Here is an 18,531-nt window from a genome sequence, read left to right on the forward strand (position 1 = left end):
CAGAACAAAGGACGGCCCGTGAGCAACGTCACGCCGATGATGGCGCAATATCTCGACATCAAGGCCGCGCATGAGGATGCGCTGCTGTTCTATCGCATGGGCGATTTCTACGAGATGTTCTTTGATGATGCCGTCGCCGCCGCCGAGGCGCTCGACATCGCGCTGACCAAGCGTGGCAAACATGACGGGTCCGACATCCCGATGTGCGGCGTGCCTGTGCATTCCGCCGAGGGTTACTTTCTGACACTGATCCGCAAGGGGTTTCGTGTCGCGGTGTGCGAACAGATGGAAAGCCCGGCGGAGGCGAAGAAACGCGGCTCCAAATCCGTGGTCAAGCGCGAGGTCGTGCGGCTGGTCACTCCCGGCACGCTGACGGAAGACGCCTTGCTGGAAGCACGACGGCACAATTTTCTCGCAGCCCTGTCGCGGGTGCGCGACGAGATCGCGCTGGCCTGGGCCGACATCTCGACCGGCGCGTTTCACGTGATGCCCCTGACACCGGCCCGAACCGGGGCGGAACTGGCGCGGCTCGCCCCGTCCGAACTGATCGTGAGCGAAACGCAAGAAGAGTCGCTGCGCGAGACGGCAACCGACCTTGGCTTGCCGCTGACGCCGCTGGGGCAGGCCAGTTTCGACAGCACCGCGGCCGAAAAGCGGCTCTGCGACCTTTTCGCTGTCCGCACGCTCGACGCATTCGGAACTTTCGGGCGAGCTGAGGTGTCTGCGCTGGGGGCGCTGATCGACTATCTGGAGATCACCCAGAAGGGCAAACTGCCATTGCTGCAACCGCCAGTGCGCGAAGCGCTGGACCGGGTCGTGCAAATCGACGCTGCGACACGGCGCAACCTGGAATTGACGCGGGCGCTGTCGGGCGGGCGGGCGGGATCGCTGCTGTCGGCGATCGACCGGACAGCGACGCCGGGCGGTGCCCGGTTGCTGGAGCAGCGGCTTTCCAGCCCCTCGCGTGATCTCGCGGTGATCCAGGCGCGGCTCGCCGCGATCGACTTCGCACTCGACCGCGACCGGCTGGCTCGCGACATCCGCGTCGCTCTGCGCAAGACGCCCGATCTGGACCGCGCCCTGTCGCGTCTGTCGCTGGATCGGGGCGGCCCGCGCGACCTTACCGCTATACGAGACGGGCTGAGCCAAGCTGCCGCGATTGCCGCACTTTGCGAGGATGAAGACCTGCCCAGGCTTCTGTCCGAGGCAACCGGTGCGCTGACCGGGTTTGACGATTTGACGAACCTGCTCGACGCAGCGCTGGTGGCCGACCCACCACTGCTGTCACGTGATGGCGGCTTCATCGCCACGGGACATGACGCAGATCTGGACGAGGCCCGCACCCTGCGCGACGAGGGCCGCTCAGTGATCGCGGCGCTGCAGAAAGGCTATGCCGAGCAGACCGGCATCGCCTCACTCAAGATCAAGCACAACAACGTGCTGGGCTATTTTGTAGAGACAACCGCAACCCATGCGCAAAAGATGTTGGCCGCGCCGTTGTCGGACAGTTTCATCCACCGCCAGACGACAGCGAACCAGGTGCGCTTCACCACCGTCGAGCTGAGCGACCTGGAAACCCGCATCCTGAACGCCGGGAACCGGGCGCTCGATATAGAAAAGCGGCTCTTTGAAGGGCTGAAGGCCGCCATTCTGGAACAGGCAGCGCGGATCAACGCCGCCGCACGCGCAGTGGCCGAACTGGATCTGACCACTGCGCTGGCCGATCTTGCGCGGGGCGAGAACTGGTGCAGGCCCAAGATCGACGACAGCCGCGCCTTCGCCATCACCGGCGGACGTCACCCCGTTGTGGAACAGGCGTTGCGTCAGCAGGGCAAGGACAGTTTCATCGCCAATGATTGCGATCTTTCGGCAGAGTCCGGAGCCGCGATCTGGCTTCTGACCGGGCCCAACATGGCCGGCAAGTCCACCTTTCTCCGCCAGAACGCGCTGATCGCCCTGCTCGCTCAGATCGGAAGCTTCGTTCCAGCAGACAGCGCACATATCGGACTGATCAGCCAGCTCTTCAGCCGCGTGGGGGCGTCAGACGACCTGGCCCGGGGACGATCGACCTTCATGGTCGAGATGGTGGAAACCGCCGCCATTCTCAACCAGGCCGACGACCGGGCGCTGGTGATCCTCGATGAGATCGGACGCGGCACTGCCACCTATGACGGTCTCTCGATCGCATGGGCAACGCTGGAACATCTGCACGGACAAAACCGCGCCCGGGCCCTCTTCGCAACACATTACCACGAGTTGACCGCGCTCGCCGGCAAGCTCGACGGAGTCGAGAACGCGACCGTCGCAGTGAAGGAATGGCAGGGAGACGTCATCTTTCTGCACGAGGTCCGCAAGGGTGCCGCAGACCGCTCCTATGGCGTGCAGGTCGCGCAACTTGCCGGCCTGCCGAAGACTGTGCTGGATCGTGCCCGCGTCGTTCTCGAAGCACTGGAAAAGGGCGAACGCGAAGGTGGAGCGACACAGAAGGCGCTGATCGACGATCTGCCACTTTTCGCGGCCAGCCCACCACCGCCGCCCCCCGTAAAACCATCACCCGCGCTTGAACTGCTGGACAGCGTGCATCCGGACGAGCTCAGCCCGAAACAGGCGCTCGACCTGATCTACAAATTGAAAGAGGCGGCCAGTTCCTGACCGCCCCACCGAATTTTGATTGGAATTCCCGCGCAACGCGGGGAAGTCGCCTCAAGAGGCGGGCGTAGAGGACACGCCAACCTGCGCCGGCCGCAGCAACCGATCATGCAGCATGAAGCCCTCTGCGGCGACCTGGATGATGTCGCCTGCCTTGGTGCCCGGAACCGGGGCTTCGAACATCGCCTGGTGCAGTTGTGGATCGAACCGGTCGCCCACTTCCGGCGCGATGATCTCGATTCCGTGTTTGCCGAACACGTTCAGCAATTCACGCATGGTCAGCTCGACACCTTCGATCAGCGCCGCGGACACTTGCTTCTGCTCTTCCGTCGCGGTCTCGATCGCGCGTTTCATGTTGTCGAAGACCGGCAGCATGTCGCGCGCCAGTTTCGATCCGCCGTATTGCTCGGCTTCGCGCCGGTCCTTCTCGGAGCGCTTGCGGGCGTTCTCGGCATCGGCCAGCGCGCGCATGAAGCGGTCCTTGTACTGGTCGCGCTCGGCCCGCAGGGAATCCAGTTCGATCGCTTCCGGCTCCATCTCGGCCATTTCCTTCTCGAACTCCTCGGCTTCCATGTCTGCCAGGTCATCGAGAAAATCGTTGTTCTTCGGCTCTGCCATACTTCACCTCTAACTGCGGTCGGAGATCAATCGTCCCACCAGCTGCGCCGTGTAATCGACGATCGGCACGATCCGCCCGTAATTCAGCCGCGTCGGGCCGATCACGCCCACCGCGCCGATGATCTTCCGGTCAGCGTTCATATAAGGAGACACAACCAAAGAGGAACCCGAAAGTGAGAAAAGTTTGTTCTCCGACCCGATAAAAATGCGCACACCCTCGCCTTCCTCGGTCAGTTGAAGGAACTCGGCGATGTCGCGTTTGCGTTCCAGATCGTCAAACAAGGAGCGGATACGGTCGATCTCCTCGGAATTGCCATCCTCGGCAAGCAGGTTCGCACGCCCGCGCACGATCAGCCGATCCGATTCGCCACCGTCGCCATCCCAGACGGCGAGACCGCTTTCGACCATCTGCCGCGCCAAGTCATCGATCTGCTGGCGGCGGGTCTCGATGTCGGCCTGGATCGAGCGGTTGACCTCGCTCAGGGTCTTGCCCTCGATCAGCGCGTTGAGGAAGTTCGCCGCCTCCCGCATCGAACTGGGCGTCTGGCCCGGCGGCGGGGTGAACAAGCGGTTTTCGACATGGCCATCGGCAAAAACCAACACCACCAGCGCGCGGTCATGGCCCAGTGAAACGAACTCTATGTGGCGGATCTCGGCCTCATGCTTGGGAGTCAGCACCAGTGAGGCCCCATGCGTGACACCCGAGAGCGCCGCGCCAACACGGTCGAGCATGTTGCCCATGTCCGGGGAATTCCCGGCCAACGTATCATCCAGCTTGCGCCGGTCGGACTCGTCAAGGTCTCCGACTTCGAGCAGGCCGTCGACGAACATGCGCAGACCCATATGCGTCGGTATGCGCCCCGCGCTGACATGCGGACTGTTGAGCAGGCCGAGAAACTCGAGATCCTGCATCACGTTGCGCACAGTGGCGGCGCTGACCTTCTCGCTCAGCGCGCGGGTCAAGGTGCGGCTGCCGACCGGATCACCGGTGTCCAGATAGGATTCCACGATCAGCCGGAATACCTCGCGGGACCGGTCGTTCAGTTCGTTCAACAATTTGGTCGCATCGTTCATGCGTGTCTTCCCCGAGCGGAGAACCATTAAAGTCGCTCAGGCGCAAAGGTCAATCGGGGTTGCATAGCCATCCCCCGCGCCTGTATTCCGGCGCCAGCAAACAAAGGACTTTCCATGCGCCCTTCCGGACGAGATCTAAGCGAAATGCGCCCCGTTTCAATTGAAACGGGTTTCACGAAACATGCCGAAGGATCGTGCCTGATCAAGATCGGCGACACCCATGTGCTGTGCACCGCCACGATAGAGGACCGGGTTCCTCCCTTCATCAAGGGTTCGGGCCTTGGATGGGTGACGGCAGAATACGGCATGCTGCCGCGCGCCACCAACACCCGGATGAGGCGCGAGGCGGCCGCGGGCAAGCAGGGCGGACGGACGGTCGAAATCCAGCGCCTGATCGGGCGTGCCCTGCGCGCGGGCGTGGATCGCGTGGCGTTGGGCGAACGCCAGATCACCGTGGATTGTGACGTGCTTCAGGCTGATGGCGGGACCCGCTGCGCGGCGATCACCGGCGGCTGGGTTGCGCTGAGGCTGGCGGTTAACAAGCTGATGAAGGTGGGCGACGTCGGCAGCGACCCGCTGGTCGATCCAGTGGCCGCCGTGTCCTGCGGCATCTATGCCGGGCAGCCGGTGCTGGACCTCGACTATCCCGAGGACAGCGAGGCCGGTGTCGACGGCAATTTCATCATGACCGGTTCGGGCAAGCTGATCGAAGTTCAGATGTCCGCGGAAGGGTCGATGTTTTCCCGCGATCAAATGAACACGCTGATCGACCTTGCTGAAAAGGGTGTCGGGGAGTTGGTCGCGGCACAAAAGGCGGCGGCATGACACGCAAGTTCTCCGGCGACCGGTTGCTGATTGCCACGCATAATGCTGGCAAGCTTGAGGAGATGGCGCATCTTCTCGAGCCTTACGGGGTGTCGGTGATCGGTGCCGCCGAAATGAACCTGCCCGAACCCGCAGAGACCGAGACCAGTTTTGTGGGAAATGCGCGGATCAAGGCCCATGCCGCCGCACAAGCGACCGGCCTACCGGCGCTTTCCGATGATTCCGGTATCGAAATTGACGCGTTGAACGGGGCCCCTGGGGTGCACACCGCCGACTGGGCCGAAACACCCAACGGGCGTGACTTCACCATAGCGATGCAACGCACGCATCGCGAGCTCGAAGCGGTCGGCGCCCCCTCCCCGCGGACCGCGCGGTTCTGCTGCACGTTGGTTCTGGCCTGGCCCGACGGACATGACGAGGTGTTTCCAGGCGTGATGGCCGGCCAGGTGGTCTGGCCGATGCGCGGCACGCAAGGGCATGGGTATGATCCGATCTTCGTGCCCGACGGGTATGATGTAACCTTCGGCGAAATGAACAGATGGGAGAAGAACCGCATCAGCCATCGCGCCAAGGCGGTTCAGGCTTTCGTCGCGGGCTGTTTTGACTGACGACTGGCGCCTGGGGGGTTTCGGCCTCTACGTGCACTGGCCGTTCTGCCAGGCGAAGTGCCCCTATTGCGATTTCAACAGCCATGTCACCGCACGCATCGATCAAGTGCGGTGGCGAAATGCGCTGCTATCCGAACTCGACCGCGTAGCGGCGCAAACGCCGGACCGTTTGTTGAACTCGATCTTTTTCGGCGGCGGAACACCCAGTCTGATGGAGCCGGAAACTGTAGCCGAGATCATCGAACGCGCATGCCAGCACTGGACGCCCGCCAATGACATCGAGATCACGCTTGAGGCCAATCCAGGGTCGGTCGAGGCCGGGCGGTTTCAGGGGTATCGTGACGGAGGTGTCAATCGTGTATCGATGGGGGTTCAGGCGCTGAACGATGCCGACCTGCGGCGGCTCGGCCGCCTGCACACGGTGGCCGAAGCGCAGGCGGCCTTCGACGTCGCGCGCGCCTGTTTCGACCGCGTCAGCTTTGACCTGATTTATGCACGGCAGGACCAGAGTCTCGCGGAATGGCGCACAGAACTCGGTACGGCGCTGGACATGGCGATCGACCACCTGTCGCTCTACCAACTGACGATCGAGGACGGCACCGCCTTTGGAGATCGCTTCGCTGCCGGAAAGCTGCGCGGCCTGCCCGATGACGACCTTTCCGCCGATATGTACGAGCTGACCCAGGAACTGTGCGAGGCGCGTGGGCTGCCGATGTACGAAGTCTCCAATCACGCCCGACCCGGCGCCGAATCGCGGCACAACCTGATCTACTGGCAAGCCGGGGACTATGTCGGTATCGGCCCCGGCGCGCATGGGCGGGTGACGATTAACGGTAAGCGGTTCGCGACCGAGTCCACCCGCGCACCCGGTGCATGGCTGGCGGGTGTCGATGCGGGTAGCGGTGAAACCTTGCGCACACAGCTGTCGGGGCTGGAACGGGCCGAGGAATACCTGATGATGGGGCTGCGACTGCGTCGAGGCCTTGATGTCTCTCGCTACGAGACGCTGGCCGGGCAACCCTTGCCCGAGCAACCACGCAAGAAGCTGGTTGATCTGGGCATGATCAACGACACGGGGTCAGAAATAGTTGTTCAAAAACAAGGATTTATGGTGTTAAATGCCGTCATTTCCGAATTTCTTGCCAGCTGAGTCCGCGCGCACTTAGCTTGCGCTCAGAAGGCTGCACAGCCGGTCAAGGTCATCGAGCGATTCGTAGCGGATGACCATCTCGCCCGACTCGCCGCCAGGCTTATGGCTAAGTGAGACCTTCAACCCGATATTGGCTGACAGATCTCCTTCCAGCGCGCGGGTGTCCGCGTCCTTTTCCGCGGTCGCCTTCGGAGCCTTCGATTTCTGGCTCCCACCGTTCACCTGTTTCTTGACCAAGGCCTCGGTTGCCCGGACCGATAGGCCGCCCTTGAGGATCGCGCGGGCCAGTTCCGAGGGATTCTCCGCGGTGATGAGAGCGCGGGCGTGACCGGTCGTCAGCTTGCCCTCTTGCAGCAAAACCCGCACATCCTCGGGCAGCGTCAGCAGCCGCATGAGATTGGCGATGTGGCTGCGGCTTTTTCCAAGCGCCTCGGCAAGCTTCTCTTGGGTGTGGCCAAAGCTTTCCATCAATTGCCGATAGCCCGCAGCCTCTTCTACCGGGTTGAGATCCGCTCGCTGGATGTTCTCGATGATCGCAACCTCGAGCACCTCGACATCATCGAAGTCACGCACGAGAACGGGCAATTCATGCAGCTGTGCCTGCTGCGCCGCGCGCCAACGGCGCTCGCCCGCCACGATTTCGTAGCGGTCCTTGCCCTTGGGGCGCACGATCAGCGGCTGCAGAACCCCCTTTTCCTTGATCGACGCGGTCAAATCGTCCAGATCGGCCTGGATAAAACTACGGCGGGGCTGGTTCGGGTTCGCGAAGAGTTGTTCGATCGGCACCATGATGTCGGGCCGGCGGCGCGAATCCGGTGCGGCCTGAGGTTCCGGCGATACGTCCGCCATGAGGGCCGATAGGCCACGACCAAGGCCGCGCGGTTTGGTCTTCTTTTCCATCTGCTCTGCTCCCCGGCCGCGCTCAGGCCGCCATCTTCTTGTGTTTCGTCATGATCTCGCGCGCCAGCGCGCGATAAGCCATCGCCCCTTGCGACTTGGGATCGTAGCTGAGAACCGGCATCGCGAAAGACGGCGCCTCGCTGACCCGGACGTTCCGCGGGATCAGCGTTTCGAACACCAGCTCTCCCAGGTTCTCACGCGCATCCTGCTCGACCTGCAATGAAAGATTGTTGCGTTTGTCGTACATCGTCAGCACGATCCCTTCGATTCGAAGATCTGGATTGGCTGTCTGCCGCACTTCACGCACCGACAACATCAGTTGTGACAGGCCCTCCAGCGCAAAGAACTCACTCTGGAGCGGCACAAGCACCGAATCCGCAGCAACCATAGCATTGACCGTCAGAAGATTCAGCGACGGTGGACAATCGATCAGGACGTAATTGAACCCGAAGCCTGCGATTTCGTCACGGTGCAACGCGTCGTACAATAGAAAACTGCGCTTTTCGTTGGATAGCAGCTCGATATCCGCCGAACTGAGATCGACCGTCGCCGGAATGATCGAAAGACCGTCGGTCTGGGTCGGTTGGATCACGTCCGCCAGCGAAACATCGTCGACCAACAACTCGTAAGTCGTCAAGTTTCGGTCTGTCCGATCGATTCCCAACCCTGTCGATGCGTTGCCCTGCGGATCCAGATCGACCACGAGCACGCGAAGCCCCTCCTCCGCCATAGCGGCAGCCAGATTGATGGAGGTTGTGGTTTTTCCGACGCCGCCTTTCTGGTTCGCGACGGCGATGATTTGCGGCCTGCGCGGGGGTAAACGGTCAGACACGCGATACTCCTTCGATTTTCAAGATCACCGCTTCGGGATCCGTGAGGCTGGGAACGGGTTCAACCTGGAAGCTCCAGTCACGTCGCGCTTCCTTTACCTCCTTTTCCCATGTGACCCCCTTCGGAAACAAGGCCAATCCGCCCGAAACCAGATGCCTGTCACAGAAATTCAGCAAGCCAGACAGATTTGTAAGCGCCCGGGCCGACAGAATGTCAGCGTTTTGCGGATCGGTTTCCTCGATGCGCCGGGATATGACCTCGCCTTCGATTCCGGTTTCACGAATGGCAGTACGCAAAAACGTCGCCTTTCGTTGGTCGCTCTCGATCAGCGTTACGCGCATGTCACAAGCGTTCTCCTGTGCCAGAATTCCGATCACGATTCCAGGGAATCCGCCGCCGCTACCCAGATCGACCCAATGCGCTCCATGTTTAGCACAATCAAAAACTTGCATGGAATCAAGGACATGGCGCTCCCAAATGCTGGAAACCGTCGACTTCGCGATGAGATTTATCTTCGGGTTCCATTTCAGGACAAGCGCTTCGAACTGTTTCAGCCGTTCCAGTGTTTCACGTGAAACATTCAGGCCCCGCACCCGCCCGATCGATTCATGGGTCATGCGCTGCGCACTTTGGCATCGCGTCGCAGCCTCGACAGAAGCAGCGCGAGCGCTGCAGGCGTCATCCCGTCGATTCGACCGGCTTGCGCCAAGCTGGCGGGGCGCGCCCCTATCAGTTTCTGCTTTAGCTCGTTGGACAGTCCATCGATCGCAGAATAGTCAAAACTTGCGGGGATTGCATGACCCTCATCACGTTTCAGCGCATCGACATGGGAATGCTGTCGCTTGATGTAGTTCGAATAGATCGCGTCCCGCTCGACCTGATTTCGAGTTTCCGAGTCCGTTTCGGTCAACGCCGGTATCAAGGGCGCAAGATCATTCAGCGAGACATCCGGGAAAGCGAGGACGTCAAGACCCGTCCTCTTTTTCCCATCATGGCTCACGCGGATTCCTGCGTCTTCAAGCTGCTTGGACGTAAACACCGCGTCCGACAGTGCCTCGCGCGCCGAAGCCAGTTTCTCCATCTTTTCCGAGAACGCGACTTCCCTCACCGACCCGACACAACCGAGCGAGAGGCCGAGGGGAGTTAGGCGTTGGTCCGCGTTGTCCGCCCTCAGGGACAATCGGAATTCCGCGCGGGACGTGAACATCCTGTAAGGTTCACTCACACCGCGGGACGTGAGATCATCTATCATCACGCCAATATAGCTGTCAGACCGACTGAAGGTCACCGGTTCAGCATCTTTTGCAAACAACGCCGCATTCAATCCCGCGACGAGACCTTGCGCTGCTGCCTCCTCATATCCGGTTGTTCCATTGATCTGCCCCGCCAGATACAAGCCGGGCACATCTTTCAGCATAAGGTTGGCGGTCAAAGCCCGTGGATCCACATAATCGTATTCGATTGCATAGCCTGGCTGCAGAATTTCCGCCGCCTCGAGGCCCTTGATCGAGCGAACATAGTCAACCTGCACGTCGACTGGCAGGGACGTCGAAATTCCGTTCGGATAGACCGTGTTGGTGTCAAGCCCTTCCGGTTCAAGGAAAATCTGGTGAGAGCTCTTGTCCGCGAAGCGGACGATCTTGTCTTCGATTGACGGGCAATATCGCGGCCCGACTCCGTCTATATGGCCGCCATACATTGCGGATCTGGACAAGTTCTTTTGGATAATTTCATGCGTGCGCTGATTGGTATGCGTGATGCCGCAAGAAATTTGCCGCGCCAAGGGTTTTTGGGAAAGGAAGGAAAACAAGACGGGGTCATCGTCTCCTGGCTGCATTTCCAACCCAGACCAATCGATACTGCGGCTGTCGAGCCGTGGCGGTGTACCGGTTTTCAGTCGACCCAAAGGCAGTCCAAAGGAATCAATCCGTTCCGCCAGTTTGATGGACGGGTTGTCGCCCATACGACCACCGGGTTTCGCGACATCGCCAATGTGAATGACGCCACGCAAGAAAGTGCCGGTTGTCAAAACTACAGACCGCGCCGGAATCTCCGATCCATCAGTAAGAATGATACCTGTGACACAGGCGTCTTCGATGAGAAAATCCGCCGCCTCTCCTATGACAATTTCAAGATTGTCGCGGGATTCTGTTTCGGACAGAATAGCTTCGCGATACAAGCGTCGATCCGCCTGTGTTCGCGGACCCTGAACTGCCGGTCCTTTTCGGCGGTTCAGAAGTCGAAACTGAATCCCAGCCCGATCCGCAACACGGCCCATGACCCCATCAAAAGCGTCGATTTCCCGCACAAGATGCCCCTTGCCAAGCCCGCCTATCGCCGGGTTGCAGGACATCACACCGATACCGTCGCGTTTTAGCGTAACAAGCGCGGTCTTCGCGCCAAGGCGCGCAGCGGCGTGGGCCGCTTCGGTTCCGGCATGTCCACCGCCGATGACGACGACATCAAAATGTTTCACGTGAAACACTCCTTACTTGCCAAGGCAGAAACTGGCGAAAATTTCGTCCAGCAGGGTCTCGACGTCAACACGGCCGACGAGAGATTCAAGGGCACGAATCGCTGTACGCAGTTCTTCGGCCACCAGTTCATACCGATCCGGACCTTCGGACAAAAGAGAGATCCCCGAACACAACGCCGTATTGGCACGCTCCATCGCGATCCTGTGGCGTTCACGAGTCGCAATTCCGGCGGATGCCGAGCGGTCCCTTAAAGCAACAGATATCCTCTCAACCAGTTCCGACACGCCTTCGCCGGTCTTCCCGGAGACCGCGCCCTGCCGGTCTGCCCTCGAATCAGCCTTTGGGTGCATAAGGATATCACCATCGCGAAACCGAACCGGAATTTCATCGACACTCTCTGCTAGAAACACGCGAAGGTCGGCTTGTTCAGCCCGATCCCTTGCCAGTTCAACGCCAAGCCTTTCTACGTGATCAGTCGTCTCTCGCAGACCGGCCGTGTCCAGCATCGTCACCGCCAAGCCGTCGAGATCCATTCGAACTTCGATGATATCACGGGTCGTTCCGGCATAATCAGAAGTGATGGCGGCCTTTCGGCCGGCCAACGCATTGAGAAGAGTTGATTTTCCAACGTTGGGTTGCCCAACGATAGCCACCTCGAAACCCGTCCGAATACGCTCCGCCATAACGACACCGGCGGATTCCCGGGCGAGATCCTCTGACACGCCGGCGAGCAGAATCTCGACTTCAGGTGTCACATCTGTCGGCACATCTTCATCCGCAAAATCGATGGTAGCCTCGATCAGAGAGGCTGCACGAATGAGATCGCCTCGCCAGCGTTCGGCGAGAGCCCCCAATTTGCCTGCCAGAACCGCCTGCGCCTGTCGGCGTTGCGATTCGGTTTCTGCATCGATCAGATCGGCCAATCCTTCGACTTGCGCCAGATCCAGCTTGCCGTTCTCCATAGCCCGCCGGGTGAATTCGCCAGGCTCGGCCATCCTTAAACGCGGATCGGACGACAGTTCTCGCAACACAGCGGATACGACAGCCGTGCTTCCGTGCAGGTGCAGCTCGGCGATATCTTCACCTGTAAAGCTGGCAGGCGCCGAGAAAGTCAGGACAAGTGCATCATCCAGTCGATCACCGTCCGTCCCACGCAGCGTCCGCAGGACCATCCCACGCGCGTCAGGCGTTTGGCCTGTCAGATCGCGTACCACCTCGTGCGCAGCTGGCCCCGATACTCGGACGACCGCTATACCCGCCTTGCCGGCGGCAGTGGCAAGCGCAAAGATCGTGTCCATCCGTCACCTCTGTCCCCGTGTGCGGATTCAGGTGTTCATCGAGTCGAAGAAATCGCTGTTGCTCTTGGTCTGCTTCAGCTTGGAGATCAGGAATTCGATCGCGTCGGTCGTACCCATCGGGTTCAAGATCCGGCGCAGGACAAAGGTCTTCTGCAAGTCCACCTTGTCGACCAGCAGATCTTCTTTCCGCGTTCCGGACTTGAGGATGTCGATTGCAGGGAAGACCCGCTTGTCGGCGATCTTGCGGTCAAGAACGAGTTCGCTGTTACCGGTGCCCTTGAATTCCTCGAAGATCACCTCGTCCATCCGGCTTCCCGTGTCGATCAACGCGGTCGCGATGATCGTCAACGAACCACCTTCCTCGATATTCCGCGCCGCGCCGAAGAACCGCTTGGGCCGTTGAAGCGCGTTCGCATCCACACCACCCGTCAGAACCTTGCCCGACGAAGGAACCACGGTGTTGAAAGCTCTACCAAGTCTTGTGATCGAATCGAGAAGAATAACAACATCTCGTTTGTGCTCGACTAGACGCTTGGCTTTCTCGATCACCATCTCGGACACGGCAACGTGACGCGTGGCAGGTTCGTCGAAAGTCGAGGACACCACCTCGCCCTTGACCGAGCGCTGCATGTCGGTGACCTCTTCTGGCCGTTCGTCGATCAGGAGAACGATCAGGTAACACTCCGGGTGGTTCTTTTCGATCGAGTTGGCGATGTTCTGCAGGATCACCGTCTTACCCGTGCGCGGCGGCGCCACGATCAGCGACCGCTGCCCCTTTCCGATCGGGGCGACCAGGTCGATGATGCGCGCCGTTCGGTCCTTGATCGTCGGATCCTCGACTTCCATCTTCAGCCGTTCGTCCGGGTAGAGCGGTGTCAGGTTGTCGAATGCGATCTTGTGCTTCGCCTTGTCCGGGTCCTCGAAATTGATCTCGGTGACGTTGGTCAATGCAAAGTAGCGCTCGTTCTCGTTCGGCGCCTGCATGACACCGTGGATCGTGTCACCCGTGCGCAGCGAATGCTGGCGAATCATGTCGGGCGATACGTAGATATCGTCCGGACCGGGCAGATAGTTCGCCTCGGGCGACCGAAGGAAACCGAAGCCGTCCTGCAGAACCTCGAGCACGCCGTCGCCAGACACCTCCCAGCCCTCGTCCGCGCGTTCTCGCAGGATCTGGAACATCATCTCGCCCTTGCGCATGGTCGATGCGTTCTCGATCTCAAGCTCCTCGGCCATGGCCAGAAGGTCCTTGGGGCTTTTCGCCTTGAGGTCGGAGAGGTTCAGTTTTTCAACGGTCATGGGAGGCAAGCCTGTCTGTGTCCGACATCCGCCGGACATGATCTTGTGGGAATGGGAAGACACTATGCCCGGACGGGCAGGTTTCATCGCTGATAGCCAAGACCGGACGCGGAGTCAAACCCGGATCAGAAGCGCACGACCACCGACAGAACGATGACAATCATCAAGACCGTCGGCACTTCGTTCATCAGCCGGTATTTCCGTCCGGTAAGGACGTTGGTCCCGGCAACGAAATCCTTGCGCCGCATCGCCAGCCAGTGATGGAACCATGTCATGGCCAGAACCCCTGCCCCCTTCGTCCAGGGCCATATCTGGGACCAGTCGACGATTCCGGGCGTCATGACGAGGAGAAGACCAAACAGCCAGGTCGCGATCATGGCAGGCCGCATGATGAGATGGAGAAGTTTAGCCTCCATCATATCAAAGACGGGCGAAAGACCCTGCACATTGCCGGCTTGTTCGACATGATGAACGAAGAGCCGTGGCAGATAGAACAGGCCGGCCATCCAGGACATCACGGCCATGATATGAATGGCCTTGGTCCAAGGATACAGAGCAATCAGGATATCAGTCATGAGGCCTCGGTCTTTCGGCATGGTCTACTCAATAAAGATATAGATAGAAAGAAGAGATGATGGTTTTGTAGGGCAAGGTTAAACCTGTGGATTATCAGATTGTTCGGTAGATTATCCACAGCGGTGCAGGATGTCGGGAAATCTGCGTCGGTCGAGGGAGTAACCAGAATTTATGAAATAAAATCAGTAATTTATTTGGTATCGGATAGTGGACGGCTTGGGGATAAATCGGGAAGAACTTGCGTTTGACCCTTGAAGGGCGCAACTGAGAGTTGTTCTTATCCAAGCTGTATGAAACAACGCGTGACACGGCGGGAACCGGGTGTTTTCCACGGTCTTGCATGGACGGACCAAACCCGACACACACATCACCATGCGCCACCCCTGTTTGCACACGCGGTTTTCCACATGACTGTCCCCGTCATCCTCGCCTCAGCATCACAGATCCGGGCAAAAATGCTCAAGAACGCCGCTGTACCTTTTTCTGTAGCGGTGCCGCGTGTCGACGAGGACTCTCTCAAGCGATCGCTGATTTCGGAAGGTGCGCCACCGCGGGATATCGCCGATGCCTTGGCGGAAATGAAAGCACGCAAGATCGGCGAAAAAGAGCCGACCTCTTTTGTCATCGGGTGTGACCAGGTTCTCGACTTCAAGGGCTGTCTTCTGTCCAAGCCCGTGACACCGGACGAGGCGCTGGAACAACTGAAGGAGATGCGGGGCGAACGACACGTGTTGTTGTCGGCCGCGGTGATCTGGCACGAAGGACGCCCAATCTGGCGCCATGTGGGGCAGGTTCGTTTGCGGATGCGCGCGGCCTCGGATGCGTATCTGCAAGACTACGTGGCCCGGAACTGGGACAGCGTTCGCCACGCGGTCGGAGCCTACAAGCTGGAAGAAGAAGGCGTGCGGCTGTTTACCGGCATTGACGGCGACTATTTTAATGTCTTGGGTATGCCCCTGCTGGAACTGCTGAATTTCCTGGCGCTTCGGGGGGTGATCGCGCAATGACACACGACAGGATACCGCTGGCTGGAGTCATCGGCTCGCCCATCGCTCATTCCCGTAGCCCGCAGTTGCACGGACATTGGCTGCGCAGCATGGGGTTGCGGGGCTTCTACGTGCCGATGGACGTGGCTCACGGCGATCTGGAGCGCGTAATTCGCACCCTACCCCGCATGGGTTTTGTCGGAGCCAACGTGACCGTCCCACACAAGGAGTCGGTGATGCGGATCGCCGACAAGATCACCGATCGTGCAACGCTGATCGGGGCCGCGAACACACTGATTTTCCGGTCCGACGGTACGATCCACGCCGACAATACCGATGGCTACGGCTTTATCGAGAACCTCCGCGACGGCGCTCCGGATTGGGACGCACCAACAGGTACGGCATTGGTTCTCGGCGCGGGTGGAGCCGCGCGGGCTGTGATTGCGTCGCTCGCCGATGCGGGAGTCCCCGAGATCGTTCTGACCAACCGCACCCGCGTCAGGGCCGAGAGGCTCAATGAAGATTTCGGCCAGCGGGTGCGTGTGGTCGATTGGGTTCAGGCCGCCAACGCGCTCGAAGAGGCCGCGCTGGTCGTCAATACGACTTCCCTCGGCATGACCGGGCAGCCGGATCTGCGGGTGCCCTTGGACGGTCTGCACAAGGGTCAGGTGGTGACGGACCTCGTATATAACCCATTGAAAACAAATCTTCTTCAGAAAGCCAAGCAGGCTGGATGCACCACGGTGGATGGGTTGGGCATGTTGTTGCATCAGGCGGTTCCGGGGTTCGAACGCTGGTTCGGTGCCCGTCCGGTGGTCGACGCGGCGGCCCGCGAGGCGGCCTTGGCATGAGCTTCCATCTCGGTCTTACCGGCTCCATCGGCATGGGCAAAAGTACCACGGCGAAACTGTTCGCCGAAGAAGGTTGCGCGGTCTGGGATGCCGATGCAGCGGTTCATCGGCTCTATGCGAGGGGCGGTGCGGCGGTCGAGCCCCTGCGTGCAGCGTTTCCCGATGCGATCATCGACGAAGCGGTGGATCGTGCAGCCTTGAAGCGGATCATGGCGGCGGACCCGACCGCCCTGCCCCGGATCGAGGCTATCGTGCACCCGTTGGTCGCCGAGGATCGCGCGGCGTTCAAGGCTGCCGCGACCTCGGACATCCTTGTCTTCGACATTCCGCTTCTTTTCGAGACTGGTGGAGACGCGGCGATGGATGCGGTAGCTTGCGTCTCTGTTCCTCCCGAAACGCAGGAAGCACGCGTACTGGAGCGGGGAACCATGACCCTGCAGCATTTCGAGATGATCCGGTCCAAGCAGATGCCCGATGCCGAGAAACGCGCACGTGCGGACTATGTCATCGTCACCGACACGCTGGACCATGCCCGCGCCCAAGTGCAGACTATCGTCAGACAGATCAGGGAGCGGCAAACCGATGCGTGAAATCGTTTTGGATACGGAAACCACCGGGTTCGACCCGGAAACCGGCGATCGGATCGTCGAAATCGGCGCGGTCGAGCTCTACAACCACGTCGCGACGGGCCGCACTTACCATCAGTACATCAACCCCGAACGCAGCATGCCGCAGGAGGCGTTTGCCGTGCACGGGTTGGGCGATGAATTCCTGCAGGACAAACCGAAATTCGCAGAAATCGGTCAGGCGTTTCTCGACTTCGTGGAGGATGCCAGGCTGGTGATCCACAATGCTGAGTTCGACATGAAGTTCCTGAATGCCGAGCTTGGCTGGATGGGCCTGCCTCTGTTGCCCTTCAACCAGGCTATCGACACGCTCGCCATCGCGCGCAAGCGGTTTCCCGGCTCGCCCGCATCGCTGGACGCGTTGTGCAGGCGGTTCAACATCGACAATTCGTCGCGCACGTTACACGGGGCGTTGCTCGACTCCGAAATCCTGGCCGAGGTGTATCTGGAACTGATTGGGGGACGTCAGCCCGATTTCGCGCTCTCGATCCAGCACGAAGACGACAGTGATGCCGGTCTGGGGCGTTGGCGCCCGTCACCGCGCCCTGCCCCTTTGCCGCCGCGTTTGACCGGCGTGGAACGTGCGGCGCATGACGCCTTTGTCGAAAAGCTGGGTGACGCGGCGCTGTGGCGCCGCGCCTGAGCCTTACGCGTTCGCCGTCTGGTTGGCCTGCTCGGCCTGACGCCGGGCCAATTCGTTGCGATAAATCTGAACGAAATCGATGTTGTCGAGGTTCAGTGGCGGGTAACCGCCGTCGCGCGTGATGTCGCTGACGATCCGGCGCAGGAACGGGAACAGCATCCGCGGGCATTCGATCAGCAGGAACGGATGCATCTGCTCTTCCGGCACGCCTTCAATGTGGAAGATACCGGCATATTCGATTTCGAGCAGGAACAGCTGATCGCCGCTGCCCTTGGATTTCGAGCTGACGTTGAGCTTGATGACCACTTCGTACTGGTGCTCAGTCGACCGCTTCTTGGCGTCGAGGTTGACCTGCACGGTTACGTCGGGCTGAACCTCGCCCGATCCGCCCTTCTGGGCCATCACGTTTTCGAAGGACAGGTCGCGCACATACTGTCCCAGGATGTTCATTTTGACTTGTGGGGCCTGCTGGCCCCCATTCGCCTCTGCTGCACCGTTCTCGGCCATCGTCATATCTCCTTGAGCATGTTTGGCCGCTGCTTATCAGCTTGGTTCGGCCTTCTCAATGGCGCTTGGGGTCATCGACCCAGCCCAAGGGCGGCGCATTCGGGTCCCGCGGCGGGCGGATTTCCTCGTAGTCTGCATCGATCACGTCACCATCGGAATGATGTGCGTTGCGCGTGTGCCGCGGACTCGTTCCCATTTGGAACTGATGCACGACAACGCGCGATTGCAGGTAGCGGAATACGGCTTGCCGCACCGCTGGAACGAGCAAGGCAAAGCCGACCGCATCGGTGAAAAAGCCCGGCGTCAACAGAAGCGCGCCCGAGATCAGGATCATCGCACCATGCGCCAGAGGCTCGGTCGGATCGTTGAGCTCCGAGAACGATCGTTGCAGCTTGCCGATCGCCATCCGTCCTTGCGTCCTCACCAGCCACGTTCCGAGAACGGCGGTCAACACGACGATTCCCAGCGTCGGCCAAAGCCCGATCAGACCGCCGACCTGGATGAACAGGGCGATTTCGATCAACGGCACCAGCAGGAATGCCAGAAACAGATACATTGTGCCTTCCCTTCGCTTTCGCTCTGCGGTGGACTTGACCCCGCACCTCACCTACAT

19 protein-coding genes are annotated in these 18,531 nt (G+C 60.2%); 8 read left to right on the forward strand and 11 right to left on the reverse strand.

The window, feature by feature from the left end; translation table 11 throughout:
• Positions 1 to 36 precede the first annotated feature (36 nt).
• The gene (gene mutS, locus JF290_RS10565) at positions 37 to 2,652 is read left to right on the forward strand and encodes a DNA mismatch repair protein MutS (protein ID WP_199024910.1); all 2,616 of its coding nucleotides are present in this window, start codon (positions 37 to 39) and stop codon (positions 2,650 to 2,652) included.
• Between the two features lie 51 nt (positions 2,653 to 2,703).
• Here mutS and JF290_RS10570 read toward each other — a convergent pair whose 3' ends face one another.
• Together JF290_RS10570 and hrcA are read right to left on the reverse strand one after the other, a co-directional pair.
• Positions 2,704 to 3,267, reverse strand: a complete 564-nt coding sequence (locus JF290_RS10570; protein ID WP_199024838.1) for a nucleotide exchange factor GrpE — start codon at positions 3,265 to 3,267, stop codon at positions 2,704 to 2,706.
• Positions 3,268 to 3,276: 9 nt separating this feature from the next.
• Positions 3,277 to 4,341, reverse strand: coding sequence for a heat-inducible transcriptional repressor HrcA (gene hrcA, locus JF290_RS10575; RefSeq protein ID WP_199024839.1), 1,065 nt, complete (start codon positions 4,339 to 4,341; stop codon positions 3,277 to 3,279).
• 114 nt (positions 4,342 to 4,455) lie between these two features.
• Here hrcA and rph point away from each other — a divergent pair, with 114 nt between their 5' ends.
• The 3 genes from rph to hemW are packed head-to-tail and all read left to right on the forward strand — an operon-like array spanning position 4,456 to position 6,924.
• On the forward strand, positions 4,456 to 5,166 hold the full coding sequence (gene rph, locus JF290_RS10580) for a ribonuclease PH (RefSeq protein ID WP_199024840.1): 711 nt from the start codon (positions 4,456 to 4,458) through the stop codon (positions 5,164 to 5,166).
• Positions 5,163 to 5,774: an RdgB/HAM1 family non-canonical purine NTP pyrophosphatase gene (rdgB, locus tag JF290_RS10585; RefSeq protein WP_199024841.1), complete on the forward strand. Its 612-nt coding sequence runs from the start codon at positions 5,163 to 5,165 to the stop codon at positions 5,772 to 5,774. The genes rph and rdgB overlap by 4 nt, the downstream gene beginning before the upstream one ends.
• Entirely contained in the window at positions 5,767 to 6,924 is a 1,158-nt protein-coding gene (gene hemW / locus JF290_RS10590) for a radical SAM family heme chaperone HemW (RefSeq protein WP_199024842.1), read from the forward strand. Before rdgB ends, hemW begins: the two co-directional genes overlap by 8 nt.
• 12 nt (positions 6,925 to 6,936) lie before the next feature.
• On the opposite strand, the gene JF290_RS10595 is transcribed toward hemW, so the two are convergent.
• The 7 genes from JF290_RS10595 to JF290_RS10625 form a co-directional block, all read right to left on the reverse strand.
• Positions 6,937 to 7,824: a ParB/RepB/Spo0J family partition protein gene (locus JF290_RS10595; RefSeq protein WP_199024843.1), complete on the reverse strand. Its 888-nt coding sequence runs from the start codon at positions 7,822 to 7,824 to the stop codon at positions 6,937 to 6,939.
• A 22-nt stretch (positions 7,825 to 7,846) separates the two neighbouring features.
• Positions 7,847 to 8,656, reverse strand: coding sequence for a ParA family protein (locus JF290_RS10600; protein ID WP_199024844.1), 810 nt, complete (start codon positions 8,654 to 8,656; stop codon positions 7,847 to 7,849).
• Entirely contained in the window at positions 8,649 to 9,272 is a 624-nt protein-coding gene (gene rsmG, locus JF290_RS10605; protein ID WP_199024845.1) for a 16S rRNA (guanine(527)-N(7))-methyltransferase RsmG, read from the reverse strand. The genes JF290_RS10600 and rsmG overlap by 8 nt, the downstream gene beginning before the upstream one ends.
• Positions 9,269 to 11,140 carry a tRNA uridine-5-carboxymethylaminomethyl(34) synthesis enzyme MnmG gene (mnmG, locus tag JF290_RS10610; RefSeq protein WP_328701238.1) on the reverse strand — a complete coding sequence of 624 codons (1,872 nt, stop codon included), beginning with the start codon at positions 11,138 to 11,140 and terminating at the stop codon, positions 9,269 to 9,271. The genes rsmG and mnmG overlap by 4 nt, the downstream gene beginning before the upstream one ends.
• 3 nt (positions 11,141 to 11,143) lie before the next feature.
• Positions 11,144 to 12,430, reverse strand: coding sequence for a tRNA uridine-5-carboxymethylaminomethyl(34) synthesis GTPase MnmE (mnmE, locus tag JF290_RS10615; RefSeq protein ID WP_199024847.1), 1,287 nt, complete (start codon positions 12,428 to 12,430; stop codon positions 11,144 to 11,146).
• A gap of 27 nt (positions 12,431 to 12,457) precedes the next feature.
• Positions 12,458 to 13,729 carry a transcription termination factor Rho gene (gene rho, locus JF290_RS10620; RefSeq protein ID WP_199024848.1) on the reverse strand — a complete coding sequence of 424 codons (1,272 nt, stop codon included), beginning with the start codon at positions 13,727 to 13,729 and terminating at the stop codon, positions 12,458 to 12,460.
• A gap of 125 nt (positions 13,730 to 13,854) precedes the next feature.
• On the reverse strand, positions 13,855 to 14,304 hold the full coding sequence (locus JF290_RS10625; RefSeq protein WP_199024849.1) for a CopD family protein: 450 nt from the start codon (positions 14,302 to 14,304) through the stop codon (positions 13,855 to 13,857).
• 408 nt (positions 14,305 to 14,712) lie between these two features.
• Here JF290_RS10625 and JF290_RS10630 point away from each other — a divergent pair, with 408 nt between their 5' ends.
• From JF290_RS10630 to dnaQ, 4 genes are read left to right on the forward strand one after another with little or no spacing between them, the layout of a single operon-like run.
• Complete coding sequence (locus JF290_RS10630) at positions 14,713 to 15,312, forward strand: Maf family protein (protein WP_199024850.1); 600 nt, start codon at positions 14,713 to 14,715, stop codon at positions 15,310 to 15,312.
• Positions 15,309 to 16,142, forward strand: a complete 834-nt coding sequence (locus JF290_RS10635; RefSeq protein WP_199024851.1) for a shikimate dehydrogenase — start codon at positions 15,309 to 15,311, stop codon at positions 16,140 to 16,142. The genes JF290_RS10630 and JF290_RS10635 overlap by 4 nt, the downstream gene beginning before the upstream one ends.
• Positions 16,139 to 16,732 (forward strand): dephospho-CoA kinase, encoded by a 594-nt coding sequence (coaE, locus tag JF290_RS10640; RefSeq protein ID WP_199024852.1) that lies wholly within the window; start codon positions 16,139 to 16,141, stop codon positions 16,730 to 16,732. Before JF290_RS10635 ends, coaE begins: the two co-directional genes overlap by 4 nt.
• Complete coding sequence (gene dnaQ / locus JF290_RS10645; protein WP_199024853.1) at positions 16,725 to 17,411, forward strand: DNA polymerase III subunit epsilon; 687 nt, start codon at positions 16,725 to 16,727, stop codon at positions 17,409 to 17,411. The genes coaE and dnaQ overlap by 8 nt, the downstream gene beginning before the upstream one ends.
• 3 nt (positions 17,412 to 17,414) lie before the next feature.
• Here dnaQ and secB read toward each other — a convergent pair whose 3' ends face one another.
• Positions 17,415 to 17,918 (reverse strand): protein-export chaperone SecB, encoded by a 504-nt coding sequence (gene secB, locus JF290_RS10650; protein ID WP_199024854.1) that lies wholly within the window; start codon positions 17,916 to 17,918, stop codon positions 17,415 to 17,417.
• A 55-nt stretch (positions 17,919 to 17,973) separates the two neighbouring features.
• Positions 17,974 to 18,474: an FxsA family protein gene (locus tag JF290_RS10655; protein WP_199024855.1), complete on the reverse strand. Its 501-nt coding sequence runs from the start codon at positions 18,472 to 18,474 to the stop codon at positions 17,974 to 17,976.
• Between the last annotated feature and the right edge of the window lie 57 nt (positions 18,475 to 18,531).

Source organism: Sedimentitalea arenosa (assembly GCF_016428585.1).
Classification (GTDB): domain Bacteria; phylum Pseudomonadota; class Alphaproteobacteria; order Rhodobacterales; family Rhodobacteraceae; genus Sedimentitalea; species Sedimentitalea arenosa.